General features: G+C 70.5%; 11 protein-coding genes and 1 tRNA gene. 4 read left to right on the plus strand and 8 right to left on the minus strand.

Going from position 1 to position 23,625, the window contains the following annotated elements:
* Window positions 1–22: 22 nt before the first annotated feature.
* Window positions 23–991, minus strand: coding sequence for an ATP-binding cassette domain-containing protein (locus MU407_RS11100; protein ID WP_246957475.1), 969 nt, complete (start codon window positions 989–991; stop codon window positions 23–25).
* Between the two features lie 190 nt (window positions 992–1,181).
* Here MU407_RS11100 and MU407_RS11105 point away from each other — a divergent pair, with 190 nt between their 5' ends.
* The 3 genes from MU407_RS11105 (at window position 1,182) to MU407_RS11115 (ending at window position 2,992) form a co-directional block, all read left to right on the plus strand.
* Window positions 1,182–1,457, plus strand: a complete 276-nt coding sequence (locus tag MU407_RS11105) for a hypothetical protein (protein ID WP_246957477.1) — start codon at window positions 1,182–1,184, stop codon at window positions 1,455–1,457.
* An 87-nt stretch (window positions 1,458–1,544) separates the two neighbouring features.
* Window positions 1,545–2,330: a histidine kinase gene (locus MU407_RS11110; RefSeq protein WP_246957479.1), complete on the plus strand. Its 786-nt coding sequence runs from the start codon at window positions 1,545–1,547 to the stop codon at window positions 2,328–2,330.
* Window positions 2,312–2,992, plus strand: a complete 681-nt coding sequence (locus MU407_RS11115; protein WP_158239308.1) for a response regulator transcription factor — start codon at window positions 2,312–2,314, stop codon at window positions 2,990–2,992. Before MU407_RS11110 ends, MU407_RS11115 begins: the two co-directional genes overlap by 19 nt.
* Window positions 2,993–3,149: 157 nt before the next feature.
* Here MU407_RS11115 and MU407_RS11120 read toward each other — a convergent pair whose 3' ends face one another.
* Window positions 3,150–3,515 (minus strand): metallopeptidase family protein, encoded by a 366-nt coding sequence (locus MU407_RS11120; protein WP_102234752.1) that lies wholly within the window; start codon window positions 3,513–3,515, stop codon window positions 3,150–3,152.
* A gap of 200 nt (window positions 3,516–3,715) precedes the next feature.
* Between MU407_RS11120 and MU407_RS11125 the strand changes: the two genes are divergently transcribed.
* Window positions 3,716–3,788, plus strand: a tRNA-Glu gene (locus MU407_RS11125).
* Window positions 3,789–4,055: 267 nt separating this feature from the next.
* On the opposite strand, the gene MU407_RS11130 is transcribed toward MU407_RS11125, so the two are convergent.
* From MU407_RS11130 to MU407_RS11155, 6 genes are all read right to left on the minus strand, one after another.
* The gene (locus tag MU407_RS11130) at window positions 4,056–5,639 is read right to left on the minus strand and encodes a sigma factor-like helix-turn-helix DNA-binding protein (RefSeq protein WP_246957482.1); all 1,584 of its coding nucleotides are present in this window, start codon (window positions 5,637–5,639) and stop codon (window positions 4,056–4,058) included.
* An 84-nt stretch (window positions 5,640–5,723) separates the two neighbouring features.
* Entirely contained in the window at window positions 5,724–8,177 is a 2,454-nt protein-coding gene (locus MU407_RS11135) for a UvrD-helicase domain-containing protein (protein ID WP_246957484.1), read from the minus strand.
* On the minus strand, window positions 8,174–14,791 hold the full coding sequence (locus MU407_RS11140) for a DEAD/DEAH box helicase (RefSeq protein WP_246957487.1): 6,618 nt from the start codon (window positions 14,789–14,791) through the stop codon (window positions 8,174–8,176). Before MU407_RS11140 ends, MU407_RS11135 begins: the two co-directional genes overlap by 4 nt.
* Window positions 14,788–19,743: a restriction endonuclease gene (locus tag MU407_RS11145; protein WP_246957490.1), complete on the minus strand. Its 4,956-nt coding sequence runs from the start codon at window positions 19,741–19,743 to the stop codon at window positions 14,788–14,790. Before MU407_RS11145 ends, MU407_RS11140 begins: the two co-directional genes overlap by 4 nt.
* Before the next feature lie 11 nt (window positions 19,744–19,754).
* On the minus strand, window positions 19,755–22,667 hold the full coding sequence (locus MU407_RS11150; RefSeq protein ID WP_246957499.1) for a DEAD/DEAH box helicase: 2,913 nt from the start codon (window positions 22,665–22,667) through the stop codon (window positions 19,755–19,757).
* Between the two features lie 722 nt (window positions 22,668–23,389).
* Window positions 23,390–23,625: integrase core domain-containing protein (locus tag MU407_RS11155; protein ID WP_246957502.1), on the minus strand; the 236-nt coding region annotated here is incomplete at its 5' end.

Raw genomic sequence — 23,625 nt, forward strand, 5'->3', positions numbered from 1 at the left:
GCTTTATTGGGGTGCGGGGCGGTCAGGCCGGGACGGGGGTGGCGGTCTTGGCGGGGATGATGGGGCCGACGGTGGCGCTGCCACCCGCCTGCTGTGCGGTGAGCTCGAAGAACACGTCCTCCAGGCCGTTGCCAGCCCCCGCGGCGAGCGAGGTCAGAACGATCTGTTCGCGCAGCGCAAGGCGGCCCATGTCCTCCGGGGTGAGGCTGACGATGAACTGCTGGGGGCTGGGCTGCTCATAGGCGATGCCGTGCTTCTCCAGGGCGCGGCGCAGCGCGGCAGGCTCGAGGGGGCTCACCCGTGTGCCGGTCGCGACGGTGAGCTCCTCCAGAGTGCCTTCGCGCACCAGGCGCCCCTCGGAGATCACGACGAGCCGGTCGACGGTCGCCTCGACCTCGCGCAGCTGGTGGCTGGACAGCAGCACGGTGCCGCCAGCCTCAGCGAAGGAGCGCAGCAGGTGGCGCATCCAGCGGATCCCCTCGGGATCCAGGCCGTTGGCGGGCTCGTCCAGGACCAGCACCGACGGGTCGCCGATGAGAGCCATGCCGATGCCCAGGCGCTGCCGCATGCCATAGGAGTAGCCGCTGACACGCTTGCGTCCGGCGCCCTCGAGGCCCACCTGGGCGAGGACCGCATCGGCCCGATGCGCGGGGACTCCGACGACGCGGGCGGCCATGCGCAGGGATTCCAGGCCGGTGCGGCCGCCGTGCAGGGCGCGCGCATCGAGCATCACGCCGATGGTGCGGGCGGGGTTCTCCAGGGCGCGGTAGGGGACGCCGCCGATGAGGGCCTGGCCAGCGTCGGCCTGGGCGAGGGCGGTGAGGATCCGCAGCGTGGTGGACTTCCCGGAGCCGTTGGGGCCCAGGAATCCGGTGACACTGCCGGGCTCGCAGGTGAAGGTCAGATCGTCCACGGCAGTGTTCGCGCCGTAGCGCTTGGTCAGGCCGCGGATCTCGAGGACAGGGGCGGTGGGGGCGGTGCTCGTGGTCATGGCTCCACCCTGCTCCTGAGCGGGGCGGGCGCGGGAGCGCCGGGGGGCCAAAACCACAGCGACGAAGGTCGGCGCCGCCGGGGTCGGCGCAGGGTGCGGGGGCGACCTTCGTCGGCCATCCCCACCGACCCGCGGCCAGGCGAGACCACCGGCGCCGATGGTGCTGGTGGGGCGCGGTTACAGTGAGCAGGTGAGCGAAGCGCATACACCCCGGCGGAGGATCTGGCAGGAGGCCCCGATCCTCGCCTTTGTGCTGGGCGAGGTGCTGCTCGCGGTCATCGCCAACATGGCGGACCCGGAGCCGAGCACGCCGCTGTGGCGCTTCGGGCTCGTGATCGCGCTCGGGGTGGCGCTGCTGGCGCGGCATCGGCACTGGCGGTGGCTGCTGCCTGTGATCCTCGTGCTCAACGCCGCCGGCATGTCCATCAGCGTGCTGGTGTTCGCCACCTACTTCTATGCCACCTAGGCGCGGTCGCGCGGGCATGTCGCCGCCATCGGGATCCTCGCCGCCCTCAGCGGCGCGAGCCCCGTGCCGATCTTCACGCGCGGCGACATGATCGGGCCCCTGTCCACGCTCGCCGTGACCGTACTGGTGGTCGCGGTGACCCTCGCGACCGGCATGTACACCTCGACCCATCGGGCCCTCATGAGCGAGCTGCGCCAGCGCGCCGAGGAGGCCCAGACCGGGCGGGCCGCCGCCGAGGAAGCGGCGCGGCGGGCCGAGCGCACGCATATCGCCCGCGAGATGCACGACATCGTGGCGCACAAGATCTCCCTGGTGGCGATGCACGCCGGGGCGCTCGAGGTAAACCCGAACCTGGATCGCGAGCAGGTGCAGGCCTCCGCCGGACTGATCCGCGAGACCGCGACAACCGCGCTGAACGAGCTGCGGGAGGTGCTGGGCGTGCTGCGCAGCGACACCGATGAGAAGGCGCCCCTGGCCCCGCAGCCCACCTGGGACGATGTGCGGCGCCTGGTCGTGACCTCACAAGAGGCCGGGCTCAGCGTGGACCTGTTCGACTTCATCGACGACCCGGTGCCCGATTCCCTGGCCCGCACCGCGTACCGGGTGGTGCAGGAAGGGCTGACGAACATCCACAAGCACGCCCTGCACACCAAGGCGCGCGTGGCCCTGATCGGCGAGCCGGGCACGGACCTCGTGATCGAGGTGAGTAACGTGCTGCCCAAGGGGTTCACGACCACGCTGCCCGGCGCCCGCATGGGCTTATCCGGCATCGAGACGCGTGTAACGCATGCGGGCGGGACCATCACGTCGGGACCCACCGACGACGGACGATTCGAAGTGAAGGCGGTGATCCCATGGCCGACGACGACGTGACACGCGTGGCCCTGATCGACGACGACTCCCTGGTGCGCGCCGGCCTCGCGATGATCCTCGGGGCCGATCCGGGCATCGAGGTGGTCGCGCAGGGCGGCGACGGCAGCGAGGCGGTGACGCTGGTGCAGAAGCATCGGCCCGACGTGCTGCTGATGGACGTGCGCATGCCGCAGATGGACGGCATCGCCGCGACCCGCGCGGTGTGCGCCCTGCCCGGCGCGCCGAAGATCATCATGCTGACCACGTTCGACATGGACGAATACGTGTTCCAGGCCCTCGAAGCCGGGGCCAGCGGGTTCCTGCTGAAGGACACCCCGCCGCAGGAGCTGGCACGGGCCGTGCACGTGGTCGCCGCCGGGGATGCGATGCTCTCCCCCACCGTGACGCGGCGGATGCTGGGGCACTTCTCCGAGGCGAACCCCACGCGCGGGCACCACGAGCATCCCGGGCTGAATCTGCTCACCGACCGCGAGCGCGAGGTGCTGGGGGCCGTGGGCGCGGGGCTGTCCAATGCGCAGATCGGTATGCGGCTGTTCATGAGTGAAGCGACCGTGAAGGCGCACGTCTCGAAGATCTTCACCAAGCTGGACTGCACCAACCGCGTGCAGATCGCGATCATCGCCCACGAAGCTGGGATCACCGACCTCGACGAGGCGCCGTAGAGGCGGGGCGTCTATCGCGGATCGGCCGCCTTGAACCAGCCGGCCGGCGGTTCTGTTCCAGCAACTGGAACAAAACGGCCGATCCACGCGCGGGGCCAGGGCGCGGAGCCGGGGGTCGGGCCGCGGAGCCTGGGGTTGGTCCGTCCCCGCCCTCGCGTCAGCCCCAGCCAAGCTCGTGAAGGCGTGCGTCGTCCAGGCCGAACAGGTGCCCCAGCTCGTGCTTCACGGTCACGGCGATCTGCTCCACGAGGTCCTCGCGTGAGGTGGCGTAACGCTGCAGCGGGCCGCGGTAGATGAAGATCCGGTCGGGCTCGGTGAAGCCGTCGAACACCGAACGCTGATCCAGCGGGATCCCGACATACAGGCCCAGCAGCTCCGACCCGTCGGCGTACTCCTCGTCGGGCTCCTCCTCGATGAGGATTGCGACGTTGGCGCGGGCGATCTCACGCGCCACCTCGTCAGGCAGGGAGTCCAGCGCGTCGTCCACCGCCTCCTCGAACTCGGCGCGGCTCATGCGGATCATGCCCCCATCGAACCACGGGGTGGTGGGGAGATGGGGCCGACGGGACGTTGCCGGGGAGCAGACGGGGTGCTGCTGGGTGGCCGATGGGGACGCGCAGGACTGCATCGATGTCGGATGCGCCGCACCTGCCGCTAAGCATCGTGTCTCCAGCGGGTGGTGTCGGTATGCTCTTCCTTGGCGCGTGCGCGAGCACGGCCGGGGCCCCCATCGTCTAGTGGCCTAGGACACCGCCCTTTCACGGCGGCGACACGGGTTCGAATCCCGTTGGGGGTACGCGATTGACCTGCACTGATGCTCGACTGCCGGTCCTCCGGACTACGGTCCGGACTACATCCGAGTCCAGGAGCATCCCACGGCATCAACGTCGGCATGCACGCGCGCCAATGAAGCGCCTTGAAGCGCCCAGGGCTTGCTCCGGGGGTGGACGATCACAGGCGTCGACTCCCCGTTGCGTCCTGACCTCGGAACGAAACCCAGGGCGCTTCAGATCACTGTCCGCGTGGGCTGCCCGCGGGCGGCCTCACCTCACGTCGCCCCTGCTCACCGGCACGCCTCCACCGCCTCGCTCCAGGTGCCGAAGCGGCCGATCACCGTGGAGAGGGACGGGGCGCCGTGCTGCGGCGCCCACCGGGCGTACTCGACGGTGGTGGCGGTGGGGTGCGCGGCGAGGAAGCGGCTCACGTACTCCCCCACCTCGGCGCGGCTGCGGTTCTTCACCTTCGCGGCGTTGGGCTCCCCACCCGCCGCGGCGAGGATCCCGGTCCACACGTCACCGGTGCGGCGCTGCAGCGTGGCGACGGTGGGTCGGCCGTTCTGCCGCGCCCAGGCGGTGTAGCGGGCGGTGGTGATCCGGGGGCCGAGCGCGGCGATCGCGGCGCGCACGTGGTCCAGCGGATCCTCCTGCGCGGGGTCGGCGTCCCAGTCGCGGGGCGCGGTGACGTCCTGCACCCAGGCGGGGTCAAAGGTGTCCGGCTCGCGGAGCACGGCGAGCGCGGTGGTGACCGTCTCAGACCAGCTGCCGCCCTCGTGCCCGCACAGCCGCTGGCGGATCAGCGCCCCGGAAGGCGCGGCGGGGTGAGCCGCGAGCCACTCCTCGACGGCCCGGAAGGTGGTGCCTCCCGTCTCAGCCTGCACCGCGGCGAGCACCGCGGCCCACAGGTCCTCATCGCGAAAGGCGCTGCGCGGGGCGCCGGCCTCGTCGCCGATCCCTGCGGCGGAGAGCGCCTCGTTCCAGGTACCGAAGCGGATCGCAGCGGTCTGGTGGCCGGGCACGCCCTGCTCCCGCGCCCAGGCGGTGAAGGCCTGGCAGGTGGTGGCACCGGTCGCGGCGTGGAAGGCGCGGAGATCGGCGATGATCTCCTCCTCGGTGCGGCGGGTGCTCTTGCGCGGGCCGTCGAACGCGGGCTCGTGGTGGGTGCGGCGCCGGCCCAGCAGGCGGCGCACCTGCTCCTCGGCGAGGCCCAGTTCCTGGGCCGCCTCCTCCAGCGGCGCGGCCGGGTGGGCGTGCGACCAGCGGGCCACGGCGGCGGTGTGCTCGGCGCGGCGGGCGGCGGCGAGGGCCTTCGCGGCGGCCTGCAGATCGGTGCTGGACCACGGGGTGTCCTCGCCGAGGATCTGGCGGATCCGCTCGCGGGTCACGCCGAACAGGTCCCCGATCTCCTGCAGGGTGGCGCAGAAGGTGTAGAGGCGGGCGCTGCGGCTGGCCCGCTGGTCCCGGCAGGAGTCCCCGGCCAGGACGGCGTCGAGGTAGCCGGGCTCCCCGGCGGCGACCACGCCGATCTCCCGGTCCCGCGGCACGCGCACCAGGCGCAGCACGTGGGCGTGCGGCACACCGAACGCCGCCTCCGCCTCCCACCAGGGACTGTGCGCGTGCTCGCGGCGCCAGGCCCGCAGCCGGCGGCGCAGCGCCCCGGCGATGGTGGCGGAACCGCCCGGCACCGCGGCCTCCAGCGCCTCCTCCACGCACAACGGGGAGACGTCCAGCAGCTCGACGATCTCGCCGACCAGGAAGCCCTGCTGGGCAAGGTCGAGCGCCTGCCGCGCCGCGGACTCCTCCAGCGGCGAGCGCGGCGCGGGCACGACCGTGGCGATGTTCTCGAGCGGGACGGGCGTGACTGTGGACATCGGATCCCCTTCCGGTGGCGCAGCTCCAGTGATAGAGCGAGTATGTCGGAGGGGTGGGACAGCCGACTGCGCCGCCGCGCCCTTCTACTCCTCGGCCCCCACGTCGACCAGGTCGAAGTCGAGCACGTCGTCGGCGGGTCGGTCGTGAGATTCCGTCCTGGTCACGAGCAGCCCGCTGGCCTCCCCAGCCCACGCCACCGCCAGCTGATCCCGCGCCCGCGTCGCCCCCACGTACAGCAGCGACCGCTCCTGCAGCTCAGCCGCCTCGCGGGTCTGCTCGTCATACGCGCTGCGCGCCACGTCGACGCTCGAGGAGTCGTCCACACCGAACAGCACCACGTGGGTGAACTCCATGCCCTTGGCGCGGTGGAAGGTCATCACCAGGGGCGCGCCGCCGCGGTAGCGGGTGTTGCGGTCGACGGAGACGACCCGCAGTCCGCGGTCGTCGAGGGCGCGCACCAGGGTGTCGCGGGTCTTGTTGAACCGGGTGAGCACCCCGATGGTCGACGGATCCCCGCCGTCCTCGACGATCTCGTCGACCCAGCGGTTCAGCAGCGCGGCGACCTGTTCGATCTCGTCAGCCAGATCCCTCGCGGGCAGAAACGTCACGTCCGGCCCGGTGCGGGCGGAGCGGAACGTGCCGCGCTCGGGCCCATGCGTAACCTCGCTGCTCGGCAGGTCGTCGTCCTCCATGGCGGCGATGTCGAAGTCGCCGCCGCGCAGAATCGAGACGGCGAAGGCGAGGTTCTGCGCCGTGGTGCGGTAGTTGAGCTTGAGCCGCCGTGAGCGGCCGCGGATCGCGATCCCGTACCGGCCGAGCTTCACGGGGTTGGAGTAGATGCGCTGGTGGGAGTCCTCGGCGATGAACATGTCGTCCTCGCCCTCGGCGACCAGGGCACGGAGCATCTGCCACTGGGTGGGGCGCAGGTCCTGGCCCTCGTCGACCAGCACGTGGTCGGCGACCCGCTCCCCCGTCGCCTCGGCGCGGGCGTCGAGGATAGCGGCGGCGACGGCGGAGGTCTCGTCCCAGTCCAGGGCGGAGTCGCGCTGACCGCCCTCGCGGTAGGCGGCGATCACCGACCACACCTCGCGTCGCTGGGCACGACCGAGCCGGGTGCCGCGGCCTGTGCGGGAGACCCGCAGGTAGTCGGCCTCGGTCAGGATCCGGTGGGGCAGTACGACCTCGCGGTACTCGTCGATGAGGAATGCGGCGGTGACATGCGGCTGCGAGCGGTCCCGGAGCGCGCCAGCAGCCGCCGCGGCCTGCAGCGCCGCGTCCCACTCGCGGGCATGACGAGAGAACTTCGGCGTCCGCGTGGTCCAGCCGAGTACGTCGGCCATCGGGGCGAGGTCCTGAGCGGAGGTCACGGCGCCGTGGGCGATGCGGTCCACGCCGGTGACATGGATGCCGGGCGCGCCGAGGGCATCCGGGCGCGGGATGCTCGGTGCGAGGGCGCGGACCTGCTGCGCGAGCGCGTCGGCGAGGGTGCGCGTATAGGTGGTCAGGACGATCCGGGCGCTGCCGCCGCTCTCCGCGGCCCTGCGCGCGAGGCGGACGGCGCGGTGGACCAGCACCACGGTCTTGCCGGTGCCGGCTCCGCCGGTGACGCGGTAGGGGCCGCGGGTGTTCACCTCGACGTAGGTCTTCTGCTCGGGGTGGAGGAAGATCCGCCACTTCTCGAAGCTGCCGGAGGCGAGCACCTCGGCGAGCGCCGTATCGTCCTCGATGAGGCGGTAGTTGGCCTGGGACTTCTCGGCGCTGAGCGACTGGAGGACGTCCTCGGTGCCCGAGGGGGTGCCTACCGCGCTGCCGCCGGTGACGCCGGTGAAGTACGCGGCGCGCACGTCCTCGAGGCTGGTGCCGGTGGCGAGGTCGAGCAGGGCTGTGCCCTGCCAGTTCTTGGTCTTCTCGGCGAGCGCGTAGAGGGTGGTGTCGTCGGCGTCCGCGGCCTGCTCGGCGAGGTGCGGGTCGAGGCCGAGGTCGTCGATGAGCTGCTGCGCGGTCACCGAGAGCACCGGGCCCGTCGGCCCGGCCTCGCCGTCTGCCTCCGAGGTTTCCTCGGCGGCCGCCGCCTGCTCGGCCTCGGCGGCCTGCTGCTCGGCGAGTCGCTCGGCCTCCATCTTGGCGGCGAGTGCGGCGGCGCGTGAGCGGACCTCCTCCTCGCTGTAGCCGCCTCCGGTCTGCACGGCGTCGTCGTCGGAGCGGATCTCGGTGGTGCCGGAGATCGGGTTCATGCGCAGGTAGAGGGTGGGTGCCTTGGCGTAGGCGGCGTCGTGGTTGTAAACACCCTCGACCAGCCAGACGTTCTGCCCCGACGAGTTCAGGCGGAACACGAGCACCCGGTACTTGCGGTTCACGCGGACGGACCGGATCCGGTCGTCCTTCACGTTCTGGAGCGGCTCGACGTGCAGGCCCGGGGACTCGGGAGTGGTCCGCAGCATCTCGAGGGTGGAGGTGACCTGCCCAGCCACCTCACGAGGCACCTCCTGCAGGGTAGGCAGGAAGGTGTCCGAGATGGCGATGATGCCCTCACTCATGATTCTCCTCCGTCGGTCAACTGCAGTGCCGCGAGAACAGCCTCCGGGTCGGGACCGACAATCTCCCACCCCTCCCGCTCGAGGGCGGCGCGCTCACGGGCCTCGAGCTCCGAGGAGGTGACGCCGACCTTGCGCTCCGGCCAGGCGAAATCCAGCGGCGTGCCGGCGCCGTACTCGTCGCCGATGACCGGCGGTTCGATGTCGTAACGGGCGAGGACGCCGATGAGCTGCTTCTCGGTCTCGTCGTACGCCTCGTCCAGGGCCTCCTGCCAGGCCGGTGACAGCGGTTCCTCCGCTCCGCCTCCGCTCTGGGGGATGAAGGCGTAGTCGGCGGAGAGCGCAGTCGGCTCCAGCACAACCTGTGAATCCGTCGTCTGCGCTTCCTGGGCGCGTTCGGCCGGCGCCGCGGTCGCGGCCGGCTCCTCGGCCGACGGGACGCGCGGGGCGCGCGCCTCGTCCGATCCCACGTCGATGCCCGCCTCGACGAGGCTCTTCGTGGTCAGTCGCAGGGAGTCGCCGTGCGGCTCCCCCTGGGCGAGGTTCGCCAGGTGCAGCCAGGCCCGCCACGACTCGGCAGAGCTCTCGCGGCGCAGCGCCTCCTCGCGGTCGTCGAGGACGAGGGTGAGGCTCCGACGCGGTGGGCCGAGCAGTCCGACGACGGCGAGCTCGTCGCGGCCGCGCACCACGGCCAGGCGCATCGGGTCGGTGAAGGGGTCGGGCTTCCTCCCGTCGAGGAGGTTCGCGCCGAGGCGCTCGGCGGAGTCCTCACCGGGTGTGGTGAGCGCGGAGCGGTCCGTCGTCGGGACGAGCAGGTACGGCAGCTCCTCGCCGAGGCGCCGCAGGCGGTCGGTCTTCGCCCGTCGGACGACACGGACCAGGATCTCGAGCGGGGTCGCGCGCAGCATCGGTTCGAGCTCGCGGTACTGGACACCGCCGTCGGCCCATTGCCGGACCATTCCTTCGTCGACGAAGGGCGGCAGGGCACCGCTCGAGCGCGCGCCCTCCGGGGCGACCTCGCGGGCAGCGTCCTCGTCGAGGTCGGCATCGATGATCGAGAGGACCATGTATTCGGCGCGACGCACCCGCATCCGCTTGACCGCATCGTCGGCCACCCGGTTCTTCGCGGCGGTGGCGTGGAAGGCCCGGCCGTCGGTGAAGATCGCGATGCCCTGGACGTCGCTGCTCGGCCAGGTGAGGACGAAGTCGGGGCGGGCACCGGCGATGTCCACCTGCGAGGCGAGGGTGAACGTCCTCCCGCCGTGCCGCACGCTGATGTCGGTGCCGCGGGCGGTGACGTCGGCGCCGTCGATGCCCTGCATGGCCTGGATGAAGGCGTTGCGGAAGCGTCGTTCGAGGGGGGATTCGGTGACGGCGGTCAGCTCGACGTCGCGCTCCTCGACGGCCCACTGCATCGCACCGGACTGTGCGTCCTCGCCCCCGAGCAGGATGTGCAGCGCCTCGATCGCGGTGGTGCGGCGCACGTTCTCGTAGGCGATGGGGCGGACGTACGGCAGCAGGCAGCGATGGCAGGCGGCGAGGCCCTCGTCCTGGCAGGGACAGGCCTCCAGGGCGCGAAGCCCGGCGATCAGCACGTCCCAGGCCGACGGTGCGGAGGCGAGCTCGAAGAGGTATCCGGTGCCGCCGACGATGGTGTCCGAGAGCAGCACGGCCTGGTGCCCGGCCTGGTTCGGGTGGGCGATGACGTCCACATCGAGGTTGCCGATGCTGCCGCCGAAGCGAGTCTCGATGCCGAGCTGCAGGGCGGCGACGAGGTTGACGAGCAGGTCCCCGGCGGCGGCATCGAGGATCTCCGGCGGGAGGGTGATCAGCACGGTCTCGGTCTCGAGGGTGCGGGAGAGGAGGGCCGGGCGGTTGTCGCCGTCCCGGGCATAGCGCAGATCGCACCAGGCCTGGTGGTCCTGCGGCTTGTTCCCTCCGGTGTCGGAGTCGTGGTGCCCGCAGCGGGAGCACAGCAGGAACCCGGGGGCGGTGCGCTCCTCACCGGAGATGCGGATCGTCTCGGTGCCGGACTGGGGCTTGCCCAGGTTCAACCGGGTGAGGGTGGTGCCCCGATCCAGGCGCATCCCGAATCCGGTGCCGACGACGTTCCAGCGGTGGACGGTGCGGGCCTTGTGGTAGGAGACCGATAGCGCCTGCTCGAACTGCACCTTCTCTCGGTCGTCCTTGGCGTCGCCGATGCGGGTGCGGCTGCGACTCATGGTGGAGTAGACGCGCTTGAGGTCGATGACGTCGCGGTGCTGTCCGGCGTCGGCGATCTCTGCGCTCTGGCAGCTGGGGCAGGCCTGGGGCGGCTGGTCCTGCTCGAACTGGTGGGCGAGGCCGCAGCGGGGGCAGAACGCGGTGGGGCGCAGCGCGGCGCCGTCGATCCCGATGTCGACGGCGTCGACGACGAGCTCACGGCCGTGGGCGTAGAAGTGCGCGCCGGGGGCCAGCTCGGTGAGTGCCGCCGCGCCGGAGCGGGAGTAGCTGACGGGCTCGTGTTTCCAGGTCTCGTCCTCGTCCTTCCAGATGACGGTCGCCTCAAGCTGGACCGCGTCATCGACGAGGGTGAAGTTGGGCAGCAGTCCGTAGCGCTCGAGCACGCCGATCCAGTGCTCGGTGTCGAGGGCGGAGACCTCGGCGCTGAGCTGTCCGGCTCTGCCGCGCAGTCGGCGGCGTTCCTTGTCCTGCTCCTCGGCCGACATGCTCGTGCCCGCTCCGCTCTCGGCGCCGATCTCCTCCTGTTCGGCGGAGATCAGGAGGTCCTCGGCGCGGAGCGCGGCCATCGCCTCGGCGCGCTCGTCGGTGACGGGCTGGTTCTCGAGCTGCTCGATGTTGTCCTGGATCCTGGCGCGGCGTCGGCGCAGCTCTTCCCGGCTGACGTTCCACTGCTCGACGGCGCCGCGGATCGCGCTCTCGAGGCCGCTGGGGTCATCGCCCTCCGGCAGGGCCCAGGCGCGCAGCTCGGTGCGGGCACCTTCGGTGAGGCCGTCCCAGGAATGGGCGCCGGTGGTGAAGCGGTCGAAGAATCGTTCGAGGTGTCGTTCGCCGTTGCGCTGTAACTCCTCGAGCACGTGGCCCAGGAAGGTACCGGGCGCGGCGGAGGCGAGCACCGGGGTGGTGCGCACGGGAGGAGGGACGCGGTCGTCACCGGCGAGGGTGTCGAGGATCGAGGCGAGCAGCTGGCGGCGCAGGATCTCCTGGGCGGAGAGGTAGGCGCCGGGGGCGCGGACGGTGCCGTTGAGCAGGTCGAGGGGGTCGTAGTAGAGCCCGGCGGCGCGGCCGCGGCCGGCGACGAAGGTGACGTCCAGGGCGTTGCCCGTCTGGCGCCCGGCGCGGCCCACACGCTGGAGGTAGCTGGCCACGGTCCTCGGGACGGAGGCGAGCAACACCGTGGAGAGGTCGCCGATGTCGATGCCCATCTCGAGGGTGGGGGTGGCCACGAGGACGTTCGGGGTGCCGGGCGTCTGGGCGCTGTTCTTGAAACTCGTCTCGTAGGCGAGACGATCCTCGGTGGTCAGCAGGGAGGTGTGCTCGCGGGCGACGACGCGGCGCATGTCGCCCTGGTAGAGGCTGCGGTAGTAGGTGGCGCTCAAGCTGCTGGGGCGGAGCGTGCCTGGGCAGCGGTGGCGCAGGCACGGTCCGTCCTGCAGCGGGGTGAGGACGGCGTCGGTGCCGGTCACGGTCTCGCGGCATTCGTCGCAGACGAGCATCGGGGTGGCGTCCTCGGCGGTGCCGGCGGGCAGGCAGGCTTCGATGCGGTCCGGGACCAGCGCGAAGCTGCGCAGACCGCTGGTGGTCTCGACGACATCGAGCAGGCCGAGCTCGGTGAGCGCATCGAGCAGGGGGCGCAGGAAGGTCGAGGCGGTGCCGCGATCACGGGCAAGGGCACGCGCGGTCCAGTCGGCGTACCAGCCGGAGCGGGCGGTCGCGTCCTCCAGCTCGCTCTTGGCTCCCTGTCGGCCGATGCTGGGCAGCTGCGGGAGGGCGCGGCCGGTGGGGAAGGCGGGCATGAGCTCGGGTTCGGGGCGTCCGCGCCAGAGCTTGTAGACGGGCCCGCCTTCGCGGCGGAAGGGCGTCAGCCAGTCGTGGGCGATCGCGCCGTGAGTGCGGAGGCGTTCGAGGATGCCGCGCACCCAGCGGCGGCGCACGGCAGTGTCGTCCCCGTCGAGCTGACGGATGCTCGCTCCGAGGGCGCGTTCGGCGGCCTGGTCGAGCTCGGCGTCGCTGGCGCGCACCTGGGCGAGGGCCGAGCCGGTGAGCAGGAGGGTGCGGCCCACCTGGCCGGTGAGCCCCAGCTCGAGGCCGACGTCGAAGGTGAGGCGCTTGATGACGCGAGCGGTGGCGCGCTCCCGGTCGCGGGTGCGGAAGCCGCGGCGACGGTCCGCCTCCTGGTGCCAGTAGGCGGTGAGCTTGTCGGAGTCGGTGATGGTGGGGTGCAGCAGCCGGTAGCGCTGCTCGTCGGTGGTGGCCTTGGCGAGCATCCGCTCGACGATGGTGCTGATCGAGGCGGGCTCGGTGGTCAGTGCCTCGTGGATCACCGAGCGCATGGTGAGGCTGTACGAGCGGGCCTCGACGAACCCGGCGCGGTGGGCGGCGTCCTGCACGGAGTCGGTGAAGACGAGTGCCTTCTTCTCCCGCAGGTCCAGGCCCGGCGTGCCGAACAGGCTGGTGAGGGAGACGGACAGCAGGGTCGCGAGCCGTGTGCCAAGGAAGCGGATGCCGTCCTTCTCGCCGCAAGCGGGGCAGGTCTGGTCGTTGGCGTGCTTGTCCGCGTCGAGTCCGGCGTGCACGAGCACGCGGAGCACGGCGGCGTCGTGATCGCCGTCGAGGGGGCCGTGCCGGTCGAGGGTGGCGGAGGAGAGGTTGAGGTAGCGGCGCCGGGAGGCCTCCTCGGTCGCGACCTCGGCGTCCTCGTCGGTGGTGGTGACGTCGAGGAGGAGGGCGCGGAAGCGGCCGTTCTTCTCCGCGGAGTCCTTGCGGATGGTGTCGGGGCGCAGGTCGAGGTCGTCGCCGACGGCGCGGGTGGTGGCGCCCCAGCCGGAGCGGCCGCAGTGGCGGCAGTAGATGGCGGGCAGGGCGAGGTCCTCGTCCTCCTCCAGCGCGTCGGACCAGCGGAAGGCGGGGGCGGTGGTCACGGCGCGGTCAACGCGGGTGATCTCGCGCAGCCACAGGTGCGCTTCGAGGTTCGGGAAGGAGTTTCGGGGCGCGTCCTCGCGGGCGCGCTCGTGGGAGAGCACGGCCAGCAGAGCAGTGGTGAAGTCCTCGGCGATACGGGACTGGGTCACCCACGGCAGCACGGTGGCAGCGAGCTCCCGCAGCTCGGTGGCGCGGGAGGTCTCGCGGAGGATCTGGCCGACGAGGGGGTGGGCGAGGAGGAGGTCGCGCGGGGTGAGGCCACGCTGCGCGGCGACGATGCTCGCGCGCTCGTCGCCGTCGGCCGTCCAGAGCACGTCGAGGACGTCCGCGGTGAGCGCGTCAGCATCCAGCGGGGTGCCGGGTTCGAGATGGGGGCCGACGGCGGTGGCCATCGAGCCCGCGGCGGGGAACTGCGCGGGGCTGAGCGAAGGCCCCTCCCCCGCCGCATCGCCGGCGTGGTCGGCTGCGAGCTCGCGGGCGGGGCGCACGAACTCTTCGAGGCCCACGCGGGTCTCGGTGATCACGGCGTCTTCGCCGATGTCGGTGCCGAAGACGGTGCGGGCGAAGTCGAGCATGGCGGTGGCGGCGTCGGCCCCATCGCCGAGGGTGGCGGAGGTGGCGACCGGGGTGAGGTGCACGCGGCCGGGGGCGATCTGGTCCAGGACCAGTCGCAGGCGTCGCAGCAGCATGCCCACGTCGGTACCTTGGGCGCCGTCGTAGGTGTGGAACTCGTCGAGCACCAAGTAGCGCAGCGACGCGGCGGAGGCTTCCCAGAGGGGGCGGTCGGCGCGGCGCAGCAGCAGCTGGTCGAGCATCTTGTAGTTCGTCAGCAGCACGTCCGGGGCGGAGCCGCGGATCATCTCGCGGTCGGTGATGAGCGAGTCCGCGGTGACGATCGTGGAGGGCTCGTGGGAGGCCTCGCCGGTGTAGAGCGCGGCCGTGAGGCCCTTGTAGGCGAGGTTCTCGGTGAACAGCTTCGCGAGACGCCCGGCCTGGTCGTTCGCGAGCGCGTTCATCGGGTAGAGGATCAGCGCTTTGATCCCGCCGATCCCGGCCTCCTTCGCGCGGGCGGCATGGTCGAGCACGGGGTAGAGGAAGGACTCGGTCTTGCCGGAGCCGGTGCCGGTGGTCACGATCGTGGGCTGCGGGAGACGGAACCCGGCCTCGTCCCGCTCCCCCGCCGCCTCGGGGCTGGTGGTGAGGCGGGAGAAGGCGGCGGCCTGGTGGGCGTAGGGCTCGAACCACTCCGGCAGGCTCGGCACCAGTTCACGTGCAGCAGCAGCGTCGCTGCCGCCCGCGAAAGGCAGACGGGTGCGCACGTACGGTCCGAGGAAGATCCCGGAGCGCTCATCAGTGAGAAACGCGTCCAGCGCACTCGCGACCGACGGATCCGCCAGCGAGATCGCCGTGGTCACGTAGTCGATGACCGCGCGGCGCAGATCCGCGGCCTGCCGGGTAGGCAGCAGCTCCGTCATGTCCCGGTCTCCTCCATCCGCCGCGTGAACTCGGCGTAGGCCTGGCGCATGTCCGCCTCACGGTCGAGGATCCGGAACGGCTGCTCGTAGACGATGGTGCGGCCGGTGCCGGTGGCGCTGGGGTGCACGGCGGTGCGGTCCTCGAGCGGCAGACCCGTCTCGGGCCGGCCTGCCTTGTTCCACGCGGTGCGGACCGAGCTGGGGATCTGCCGGCCGTTCGCGTCGAAGATGTACGCCTTCTTCCCCTCGCCGCGGTCGTAGTCGTTCAGCACCCCGAACTGGGTGCGGTAGATCGTCACCAGGTCGTCGATGGAGATCCCGGTGACGATCGCCATGATCGCGTCGATCTCCACCAGCGCCTGGCGACGGTCCTCGTCGATGCGCAGCGGCGAGGCCATCGACCATTCGGGGCCGACGTCACCGAGGGCGGAGCGGTTCGGGCGGTCGAGCCCGCCGGTCCAGGCGTCGGAGGTGAAAGACGGGTCGTAGGCGTCGCGCCAGAGATCGGCGTAGGCGGCGGTGAGGGAGTTGAGGCGGAGGGTGCGGAGGCTGAGCGCCGCGATAAGACGATGCTCCGAAAAAGCTATCGGGATGCGTCGAGCCTCGGGCGACCGGATGTGCTTACCCGTAGTGGATCGAATGAAGTAGTCCGACAAGAGCGTCGACATCGACCCCGCAACAACAACCAGACCTAACGCCCCGGCCTGAGGGAACCCGAAAGAACACACCAGATCGACGTGGGCGGCTCCAGGCGGGAATATCGCCGGGGTAAGAGTTCTCTCCCCGGTGCTCGCCGCCATCGTTCGCCACATGACTCGGTAGTGGTCACGGACCGGGGTCTCCTCCGTGACCGTCTTGCCATCACGGTCGACCTGGTACCTCCAGGTGCCGTAGGCCGCGTCGTAGACGGAGGTGTCGGCGACGAGCTCGCCGTCGCTCTTCTTCTTCTCGCCGTAGAGGGGTTTGTACTCGGTGGCGGGGATCGCCGACTCGGGCAGCACCTCGAGGTCGTGCGCGGAGTAGTCGAGGTTGCTGGACATCGTCTCGTTACGTTCCGCCGCGAACGGGGTTCCCACATGGAAGTACGGCCCCTGCAGGATCACGTCCTTCCAGGAGGCGGGCGCTCCCCATCGGGACTCGAAGCGGCCCTTGGCACGGTCACCGCTTTCATGCCATCCACTGCTGAAGTGCGGGTCCAGCGCACCGACCTTCGTGGACTTCGACAGCACTTGGAGCGCCGCCGACGCAGCATGGTTGACGCTCGAGAGCATCCGGCTCGACTCCACGGCCACCTCCGCGTCACCGGACTCCATGAGGGCGTGCCATAGCTCGAGCTGCTCGCGCCGGTTGCGCTGGATCCGTGCACGGTGCGGCGTGAGGTCCCAGTTCCCCTCGGCGTTCTTGAAGCCAGGTTCCGGCCCGGAGCCGTCGTGGCGTAGCGACCCCTCCACCACGGAGGGGTGGAAGAGCGCGACCGCGCTGAGGAAGTCCACCGTGCGCCGAGCTCCGTAGACATTCACCGAGTACTCGACGAGGTGATGCACCTCGTGGAAGAGCCGGTGCTCGTTGATGAACCGCCAGTGCCGGCGCAGACGCCCGTACGTCACGCGGCGCAGCGCGTAGCCACGAGCATCCGTGAGGTGCGTCGGCGGGTGCACTAACGTGACGATGCCGGTCTCAGCTGCGTGTGCCCACGTCCGCGCCATGAAGTTCCGGTAGAGGTCCGGCTGCGTCCCCGCCATCTCGGGATACATCGATTCGGAGCCGACGAACTCTGCCGTCGCGGAGACGTCTCGAGTGCCGGCGAGCACCGCCGTCCTGGCCCCGTCTTTGCGCAGGGTCAGCTCGCGCCGTTCCTTCTTCTCCGCGTTCGAGGGCTTGTTCGCGAGCACCCACCACGGGTCGAACTCACCGAGAAGCGACGCAACATCGAGCGTCGGCCGCACCCACGGCGGGTTCCCCACCTGCAGATCGAAACCACCACGATCGAAGGCGGCGGCGAAGTCGAGCTCCCAGTGGAAGAACCGCTGTTCTTTGGCGATCTCCGTGCAGCGCTTCAGCCACGGTGTCTGCTCGATGAGCTGGTCGATGTTCGCGGCGCCGCCCACGCCGAACATCATCTCGACCATATCGAGCTCGTCCCAGTCCCTCGCGCTGCCGAAGGCACGCTGGTCCGCACCGGGATCCCTGCGCTTGTCCTTGTGCTTCACCACCTCGAGAGAGGTGCCGAGGATCTTCTGCACCGTCTCGAGCCACTGGTGGAACGTCGGCGGGGCGACGTCGTCGTCGGGGAGCACAGGCCAGAACCACAGCGCGCACCAGGCGTCCATCACGAGCCGCAGGCGCTGATAGGCGGAGTTCGCATCCGCCAGGGTTTCCTCGATCTGCTTCCGAGTGACCTCGCCGCCCTCGGTGGTCTCCGCACCCCACACGGGGATCGCGCGGCGGGAGGCCTCCTCCGCGGCGCGAATGCGGCGCAGGGCCAGGCCCCACAGCTCCTCGATCCGCTGGGAGAGCGTCTGCAGCTGGGCGAGCTGGGGCTTCGTGAGCTTGCTGCTCCAGCCCTTCGCATGGTCGCGAAGGTCCTTCGCCTGCTCCGGCGCGAGCTTCTTGATCTCTGCGTCAGAGGCGGCGGCGAGCCATCCCTCCCCCGGTAGGAGGAAGTGGAAGATGTTTCCGTCGACGCCGGCGCGGATGCCGTCGGCGTCGGGCTGGTCGTGGACGGTCGTGACCGGCAGGTTCTCCGGTGCGGTCTCGATGACGGCTTTGAGCTTGGCGTCCTTGAGCGTGCCCGCGGAGTAGACGGCGTGGCGGGCGCCAATGAGGGAATTGCCAGCGCGCAGGCGCAGCCCGAACCACGGCGCCTTCAAGCCCGGCGCCATCGTGTCCAGCCACAGCGACACCTCGGCAAGCTCCACCGCAGTGGAGTTCAGGTCCACCCCGTACACGTTGTGCAAGGCGATAAACGCCTTCACCCGCTGCAGCTCCTCCGGGTACTGCTCGGGGTCGATGCGCTGGTCCAGCTCGTCCTGGCGGCGGGTGAGGTACTCGCTCGCGAGCTGGCGCACCGCCTCGATCGCGAACGCGCCGGAGCCGAGCGCCGGCTCGCAGATCGACATCTCCAGGATCTCCGCGGCCGTGGTGCGCCGGCGGCGGATCGGCACGTGATCGAAGTCCTCGTCGTCGAACACGACCGTGCCGCCCGGCAGATCGTCCTCGTCGGTGACGACGGGGTCGAGCAGTTCGGCAAGGCCCTGGGAGACGGTGAAGGAAGTGATGACCTCCGGGGAGTAGTAGCTCGCGGACTGCTGACGGGCACGGCCCGAGAGGCGGAACACGAACTCGCCGTGGCGGTAGGTGCGGGGCACCCTGCGGCCGGTCTCGTCCTCGACCATCACCAGGTGCTGGGTCATGGACTCGTCGATCACGTCCTCCGGCACCACCCAGGAGCCGTCCTTCGGGTCCCCGCCCTTGGCGACCTCGACGAGATCCTGGTCCGCGAAGGAACCGGTGTAGCTCATGAGGGACTCGTAGACGGCGCCGAGCTGGTTGATGCCCAGGGCCACGTAGCTGATGAAGCCGCGGTTCCTGCCCTTCTTCACGCGGGAGAGCAGGAGGTTCTCGAGCACGGCCTGCAGCGCCTGATTGCCGAGCTTCACCTCGTCGATCAGGGCGGTGCGGTCCTTGCGGAACAGGTCCGCGTCGAGGTTCTCGAACACCAGGGCGCCGCTGCCGTGCTCAGCAGGGCCGCCGGCCTGCGCGCTCTGCGGGCGATGGCCCTTATTGATGAGGTCGAAGAGGATCTGCAGGGAGCTAAACAGGTAGGTGCCGTGGGCGGCGTCGAGCGGGACCTCGCGCTGGGTGAGGTCGCGCAGTCGGTCCACGGAATAGCCGGCCTGGTACTCCGGGGCGCCGACGGGCAGAACACCGAGCTCCGGGCTCGCTTCCGCATACAGCAGGAACAGGATCCGGTACAGGTAGCGCAGGGACTGCAGCGCGAGCGGCTGGGCCTGGTCCTGCGGGAGGGGGTCGAGACCCTGGGCCTCGCGTCGGCGGATCACCTCGTTGGCGATGATCTCGATGCTCTCGCGCACCCCGTCGCGAAGGTCCTCGGAGACGCCCACGGCGTTGTCGATCGACTCCTGGACCGTGTCCGTCCACCAGATCTGCGAGTTCGCGTCCGGGGCGAGGGAGTCGGCGCTGAGGGCGGCGAGCATCCGCTCCATCTCGCCGCCGCGCCTCAGGTCGTTGCGCTCGGCGATGGTCTGGAGGTCGGCGACGAGATACCGTCCCTGCGGCCACAGCTGCGAGGAGGTGAGCACAGCGAAGCGCCCGGCGAGCACGAGCAGGAACTCGGGGGCGTCCTGGCTGATCGCGAGCGCGGAGAGCACCTGCGGGACCGTGGTGAGGCGCTGCTCGTCCTCCGTGCCCTCGCCGAGGATCACGTCCGAGGGGAGGTGGCCTGCCTGCTTGGCGAGGACGTCCTGGACGTCGTCGGCCGCGAGGGCGTCGAGCATCGCCAGTGGCGCCTCGTCCACGCCGCGGGTCGCAAAATGACGCAGCGGACCGGTGGTGGTCACGTCCCAGCGCCCCGGTGCCGCGTCGTCGCCTGTGCCGTCTGTGTCGTCTGTGTAGCCGAGGATCGTGCGGAGCTCGTCGGCGACCGCGACGGAGCGCTCCCTCAGCACCTCGCGCCGCTGATCGGGGTGAGCGGTGGCCGGCAGCGCGGCGGCGTCGGCCTGCAGCTCCAGCAGACGGCTCACCAGGCCGGTGCGGGCAGCGGTGAAGCGTTCGCGCGGGCTGCGCCAGTCCGGATCGTCCTTCCCTGTGCTGCGCCACTCCTGCATCAGCGCCTTGGTGCGGGCGGTGAAGGTCTTCGAGGCATCATCGGAGGTGAAGTAGTGCTCACTGATCCAGTCCTCGACCACGTACAGGGCATCGCTGATCGCCACAGGGAAACTCCTCAGGCCTTCGAACGGGGGACGACGACGAGCAGCGGACGCACGAAGGTGCGGTCCGGGAGCATGTCGTGGATGAGCTTCTTCTCCACCTCGAGCGCGTCGCGGGTGGCGAGCATCAGCGCGGAGGTGCCGCGGGCATGGGCGGCGTCGGCCTCCCAGCGCAGCTGCTCGGCCTTCCAGCGCTCGACCCGCGCCGTCGCGGCAGCGGTGATGCCCGGGGCGCTCTGCTGCTCCATGAACTCCCGGGCGACAGGCACGGCGGCGCGCAGGAGGTCCTGGTACTGGCCAGGATCCGCGACCGCGGTGCCGATCGCGTCCGGGTCCAGCCCGATCTCCTGGAACAGCGTCGAGGGGGCGACGTGCGGGAGGGCGCGCGGGGCGCCGTCGTCGTCCGCGATGCCGAGCACGGTCGAGGAGACGATCTGGCCGCGAGCGGTGGTGAGGGTGCCCTGGAAGATCACCCAGGGGCGGTCCACCTGGCCGTGGATCGCGAACACCTCACCACTGGGGACACCGGCGAGGATCCGGTCGCTCATCCAGTCCAGGACCGGGTGGAGCGGGCCCAGGAAGTGGACGTCGGGCCAGTTGGTGCCCGAGTCGTCGTCCAGAGCCGCGCGCAGGCGGCTGTTTGCGACGTCGGCACGGGAAGTCAGACGCAGCGTCTCCTTGACGCGGCGGTCCGCGAGGTAGGTCTGCGGGAGGTGGTCCAGGCGCCGGCCGAGGTCCTCGCCGGGGGTGAACTGGATCAGTCCCGTCGGCTCATCGAGCACGAGGTCCACGCCGCCCTGGGACATCGGACGGCCCGGCTGGGTGTGCAGCTCGGTGAGACCGGAGACGAGGAAGTCGGCGTCGGAGGCGAACAGGCCGGTCTCGAAAGACGACTCCTGGGCGGCGCGGTGGCCGTCCCGGCGCCGCGGCTGCGGAGCGGAATCCTGGGCGAGCAGGCCCTGGAGGAAGGCACTCATCGGGTGGAGCTGCTCGACCTCAGGCAGCACCTCCTCGACGTCCTTCGCGCTGCGGAGCACGTCGATCAGGGCGCGCTCCTCCGCCTTGGCGTCGTACTTCTGCATCAGCGAGGCGGCGTCGCCGAGCTGCTCGTGCGCCTCCTTCTCGCGGTCCAGGAGGCGGCGCAGCACGTAGATGTCGCCGTCGAAGCCCTCGACCTCGGAGAGGTCCAGGAGCAGGGCGGTGATCTGCGGGGGCGTGCGCTGGCCGTAGCGGTCGATGCGGCCGTTGCGCTGCTCGATCCTGATCAGGGACCACGGGACATCGAAGTGGATCAGCTCATGGCACTGGGCATGCAGGTTCACGCCCTCCGAGGCGATATCGCCGGTGATCAGCACGCGGATCGGCGAGGAGCTCTGCTTGAACGACTCCACCACGCGCTGCTGCTCGACGTCGGTCAGGCCGCCGTGGAGCACCGCGATCTGGTCGTCCTTGAGCTTCAGGTCCTTGAGCAGATGCTCGCGCAGCCAGGAGAGGGTCGCGACGCGCTCGGCGAAGACGACCACGCGCTCCGGGGAGCTGCGGGAGACGCCCTTGTCCTTCAGGAGCTCGACGAGGCGGCGGTACTTGCCCGAGCGGGGTGAGCCGTCGGAGGGGATGCAGGCGTCATTCAGCGCCGTGAGGCGGAGCAGGGCGTCGGCCTCGGCGGCGTGGGCACTCGAGGGCGGGACCTCGGCGAGGTGGTCGACCTCCACCTTCCCCAGCAGCTCCCGGGTGCGGTTGCGGAGAGTCTCCTTCAGCGCGATCGGTGAGGAGAGGAACGCCTTGGCGAGCGTCCACGGGAACAGCTGCGAGCCCCTGCCGGACATCGGTCCGTGGCCGACGGGCGGGTGGGTCCAGGTCTGCGCGATCTCCCGGGCGACCGCGAGCTCCTCTGCGGAGGCCTCGACCGGCAGCATCTCCGGCGGGCGGCGCTCGGCCCAGTTCTCCCCCACCTCGTCCTTCACCGAATCCGAGTAGCGGTGTCGGCGGATCATCAGGCGCTGCGTCGCGCCGTCGGCGATCTCGCGCTTCGGGGACACGGCCGTCGGCTCCAGCAGGCTGATCAGCTGGGCGAAGGAGTCGTTGGAGCCGTTGTGCGGGGTGGCCGAGGCGAGGATCAGCGCATCCGTGTTCGGCGCGAGCACATGGGCGAGCTGGTTGTTCTGCGTGGACTGGTTGGTGACGTTGTGGGACTCGTCGATCACCACCGCGTCCCAGCGGTGATGGCGCAGGTCGTGGACGAAGCGGTCCTGCTTGAGGGTGTCCATCGAGATGATCACCTTCTCGAAGAAGGTGAACGGGTTCCGGGAGGCCGGCAGCTGCTGCTTCACCTGCTGCACGCCCTCGGAGTCCAGGCGCACGAACGGGATCGCGAAGCGGGTCCACAGCTCGTGCTGCATCTGCTCGAGGACGTGGCGGGGGCAGACGATGAGGATCCGCCGGCCGCGGCCGCGCCGGATCAGCTCCGAGAGGATCATGCCGATCTCGAGGGTCTTGCCCAGGCCCACCGCGTCCGCGATCAGCACCCGCGGGCGGATCCGCTCCGGGTCCAGTGCCATCTCGACCGCTTCGCGCTGGTATGGGAGATCGTCGGCGAGCATCTGCGTGGAGACGGTGAGCTCGGCGTGGTCGACCGGGACCGGGGTCTTGCGCAGCGTCGATTCGATCCAGAGGCGGGTGCGGCGGTAGCGGGGGGAGGTGTCCGCGACGACGGTCGAGTCCTCGGGGTTCTGGGGCGTGATCGTGTCGAGGGTGGAGTAGAAGGAGGCGGTGGTGTCCTTGACGAAGTCGCTCACGCCGCGGACGGCGTAGAGGGGGCCGTCCGGGGTGTCCTCGACGGAGGTGACCAGCCAGGTCTCGTCGCGGACGGTGACCAGGGAGCCTGGGGAGATCATTCCGGCCTCTTCCTTGACCAGCTGCGTGCTCACTCCGTGCCCTCCCACTGTTTGCCTGCCCTGGCGACTTTACGGCACCTGACCTTCGCATGCTGGTCAGCGACGAGATCGGGCCGAGCGACCTGCGCGGCTCCCCCATCGTCAGTGGTAGCGAATCGCGCAGTCACCCGCGCCCCCTCGCCACGGCGCTTCGTCGGCGAGCATCGTTCGCCTCGGACACGACCCACAGTGCAGCGACCGGCACACCCAGCCCGCAGGTAAGGAGGTTCCCCACGATGCCCAGAAAGAGAAGGATCGGCGCCATCACGATAGAAGTGAGGACATCTCCGGCATAGGTCCTCGGCCGCGGGGCCCGGAGCAAGTACCAGCCGATGGCCAGTGCCATGCAGAGTGTCGGCAGCGAGATCGCCCACAGCGAAAGGAGCGAAGGGATCCATTCGAATCTCGCGTCCACCCACCGGCTGACAGGGAACGAAAGAAACAGAGCCAACAGGCCGCTGAGAACCACCCACCACTCGAGTGGCGCGTACGCAGCCGCTGTGGTTTCTGCCTTCCGTGTCGAGACGGACGATTCGCGCGACTTCTGCTTCGCCAGCCGGGCCACGGAGTCTCGTACTGCGGCACGGCCCTCCTGCCGCGTAGCGAAACGGGGAGAGGCTCGCAGCGCGAGCTCGTAGGCGTTACGCGCCTCCTCTGCCGCCCGTCGGTCCTGGGGTGTGTCAATGATTCAGGACAGTCGGTGTGGTTTCCGGCGGTCAGGCGACCACTGGGAGGGTGGTGGGGGTGGTCTGCTCGGTCCACGCCTTGGCGGGGGTGCGGTAGCCGAGCAATGAGTGGAGGCGGGCGCGGTTATAGAAAGCCTCAATGTAGTCGGCGATCGCGAATCGTGCCCGACGATGCTCAGAGAATACGTGGTGGTGATACATCTCGTTCTTCAGCGAGGAGAAGAAGCTCTCCGCGACGGCATTGTCCCAGCACACTCCGGTCCTCC

It is taken from the genome of Brachybacterium sp. Marseille-Q7125 (genome assembly GCF_023062615.1).
Taxonomy (GTDB): domain Bacteria; phylum Actinomycetota; class Actinomycetes; order Actinomycetales; family Dermabacteraceae; genus Brachybacterium.

Excerpts from the sequence above, each read along its gene's own strand:
- MU407_RS11100 (WP_246957475.1), bottom strand. The coding sequence starts at position 991 with ATGACCACGAGCACCGCCCCCACCGCCCCTGTCCTCGAGATCCGCGGC.
- MU407_RS11110 (WP_246957479.1), top strand. The coding sequence starts at position 1,545 with ATGATCGGGCCCCTGTCCACGCTCGCCGTGACCGTACTGGTGGTCGCG.
- MU407_RS11115 (WP_158239308.1), top strand. The coding sequence starts at position 2,312 with ATGGCCGACGACGACGTGACACGCGTGGCCCTGATCGACGACGACTCC.
- MU407_RS11120 (WP_102234752.1), bottom strand. The coding sequence starts at position 3,515 with ATGATCCGCATGAGCCGCGCCGAGTTCGAGGAGGCGGTGGACGACGCG.
- MU407_RS11130 (WP_246957482.1), bottom strand. The coding sequence starts at position 5,639 with ATGTCCACAGTCACGCCCGTCCCGCTCGAGAACATCGCCACGGTCGTG.
- MU407_RS11135 (WP_246957484.1), bottom strand. The coding sequence starts at position 8,177 with ATGAGTGAGGGCATCATCGCCATCTCGGACACCTTCCTGCCTACCCTG.
- MU407_RS11140 (WP_246957487.1), bottom strand. The coding sequence starts at position 14,791 with ATGACGGAGCTGCTGCCTACCCGGCAGGCCGCGGATCTGCGCCGCGCG.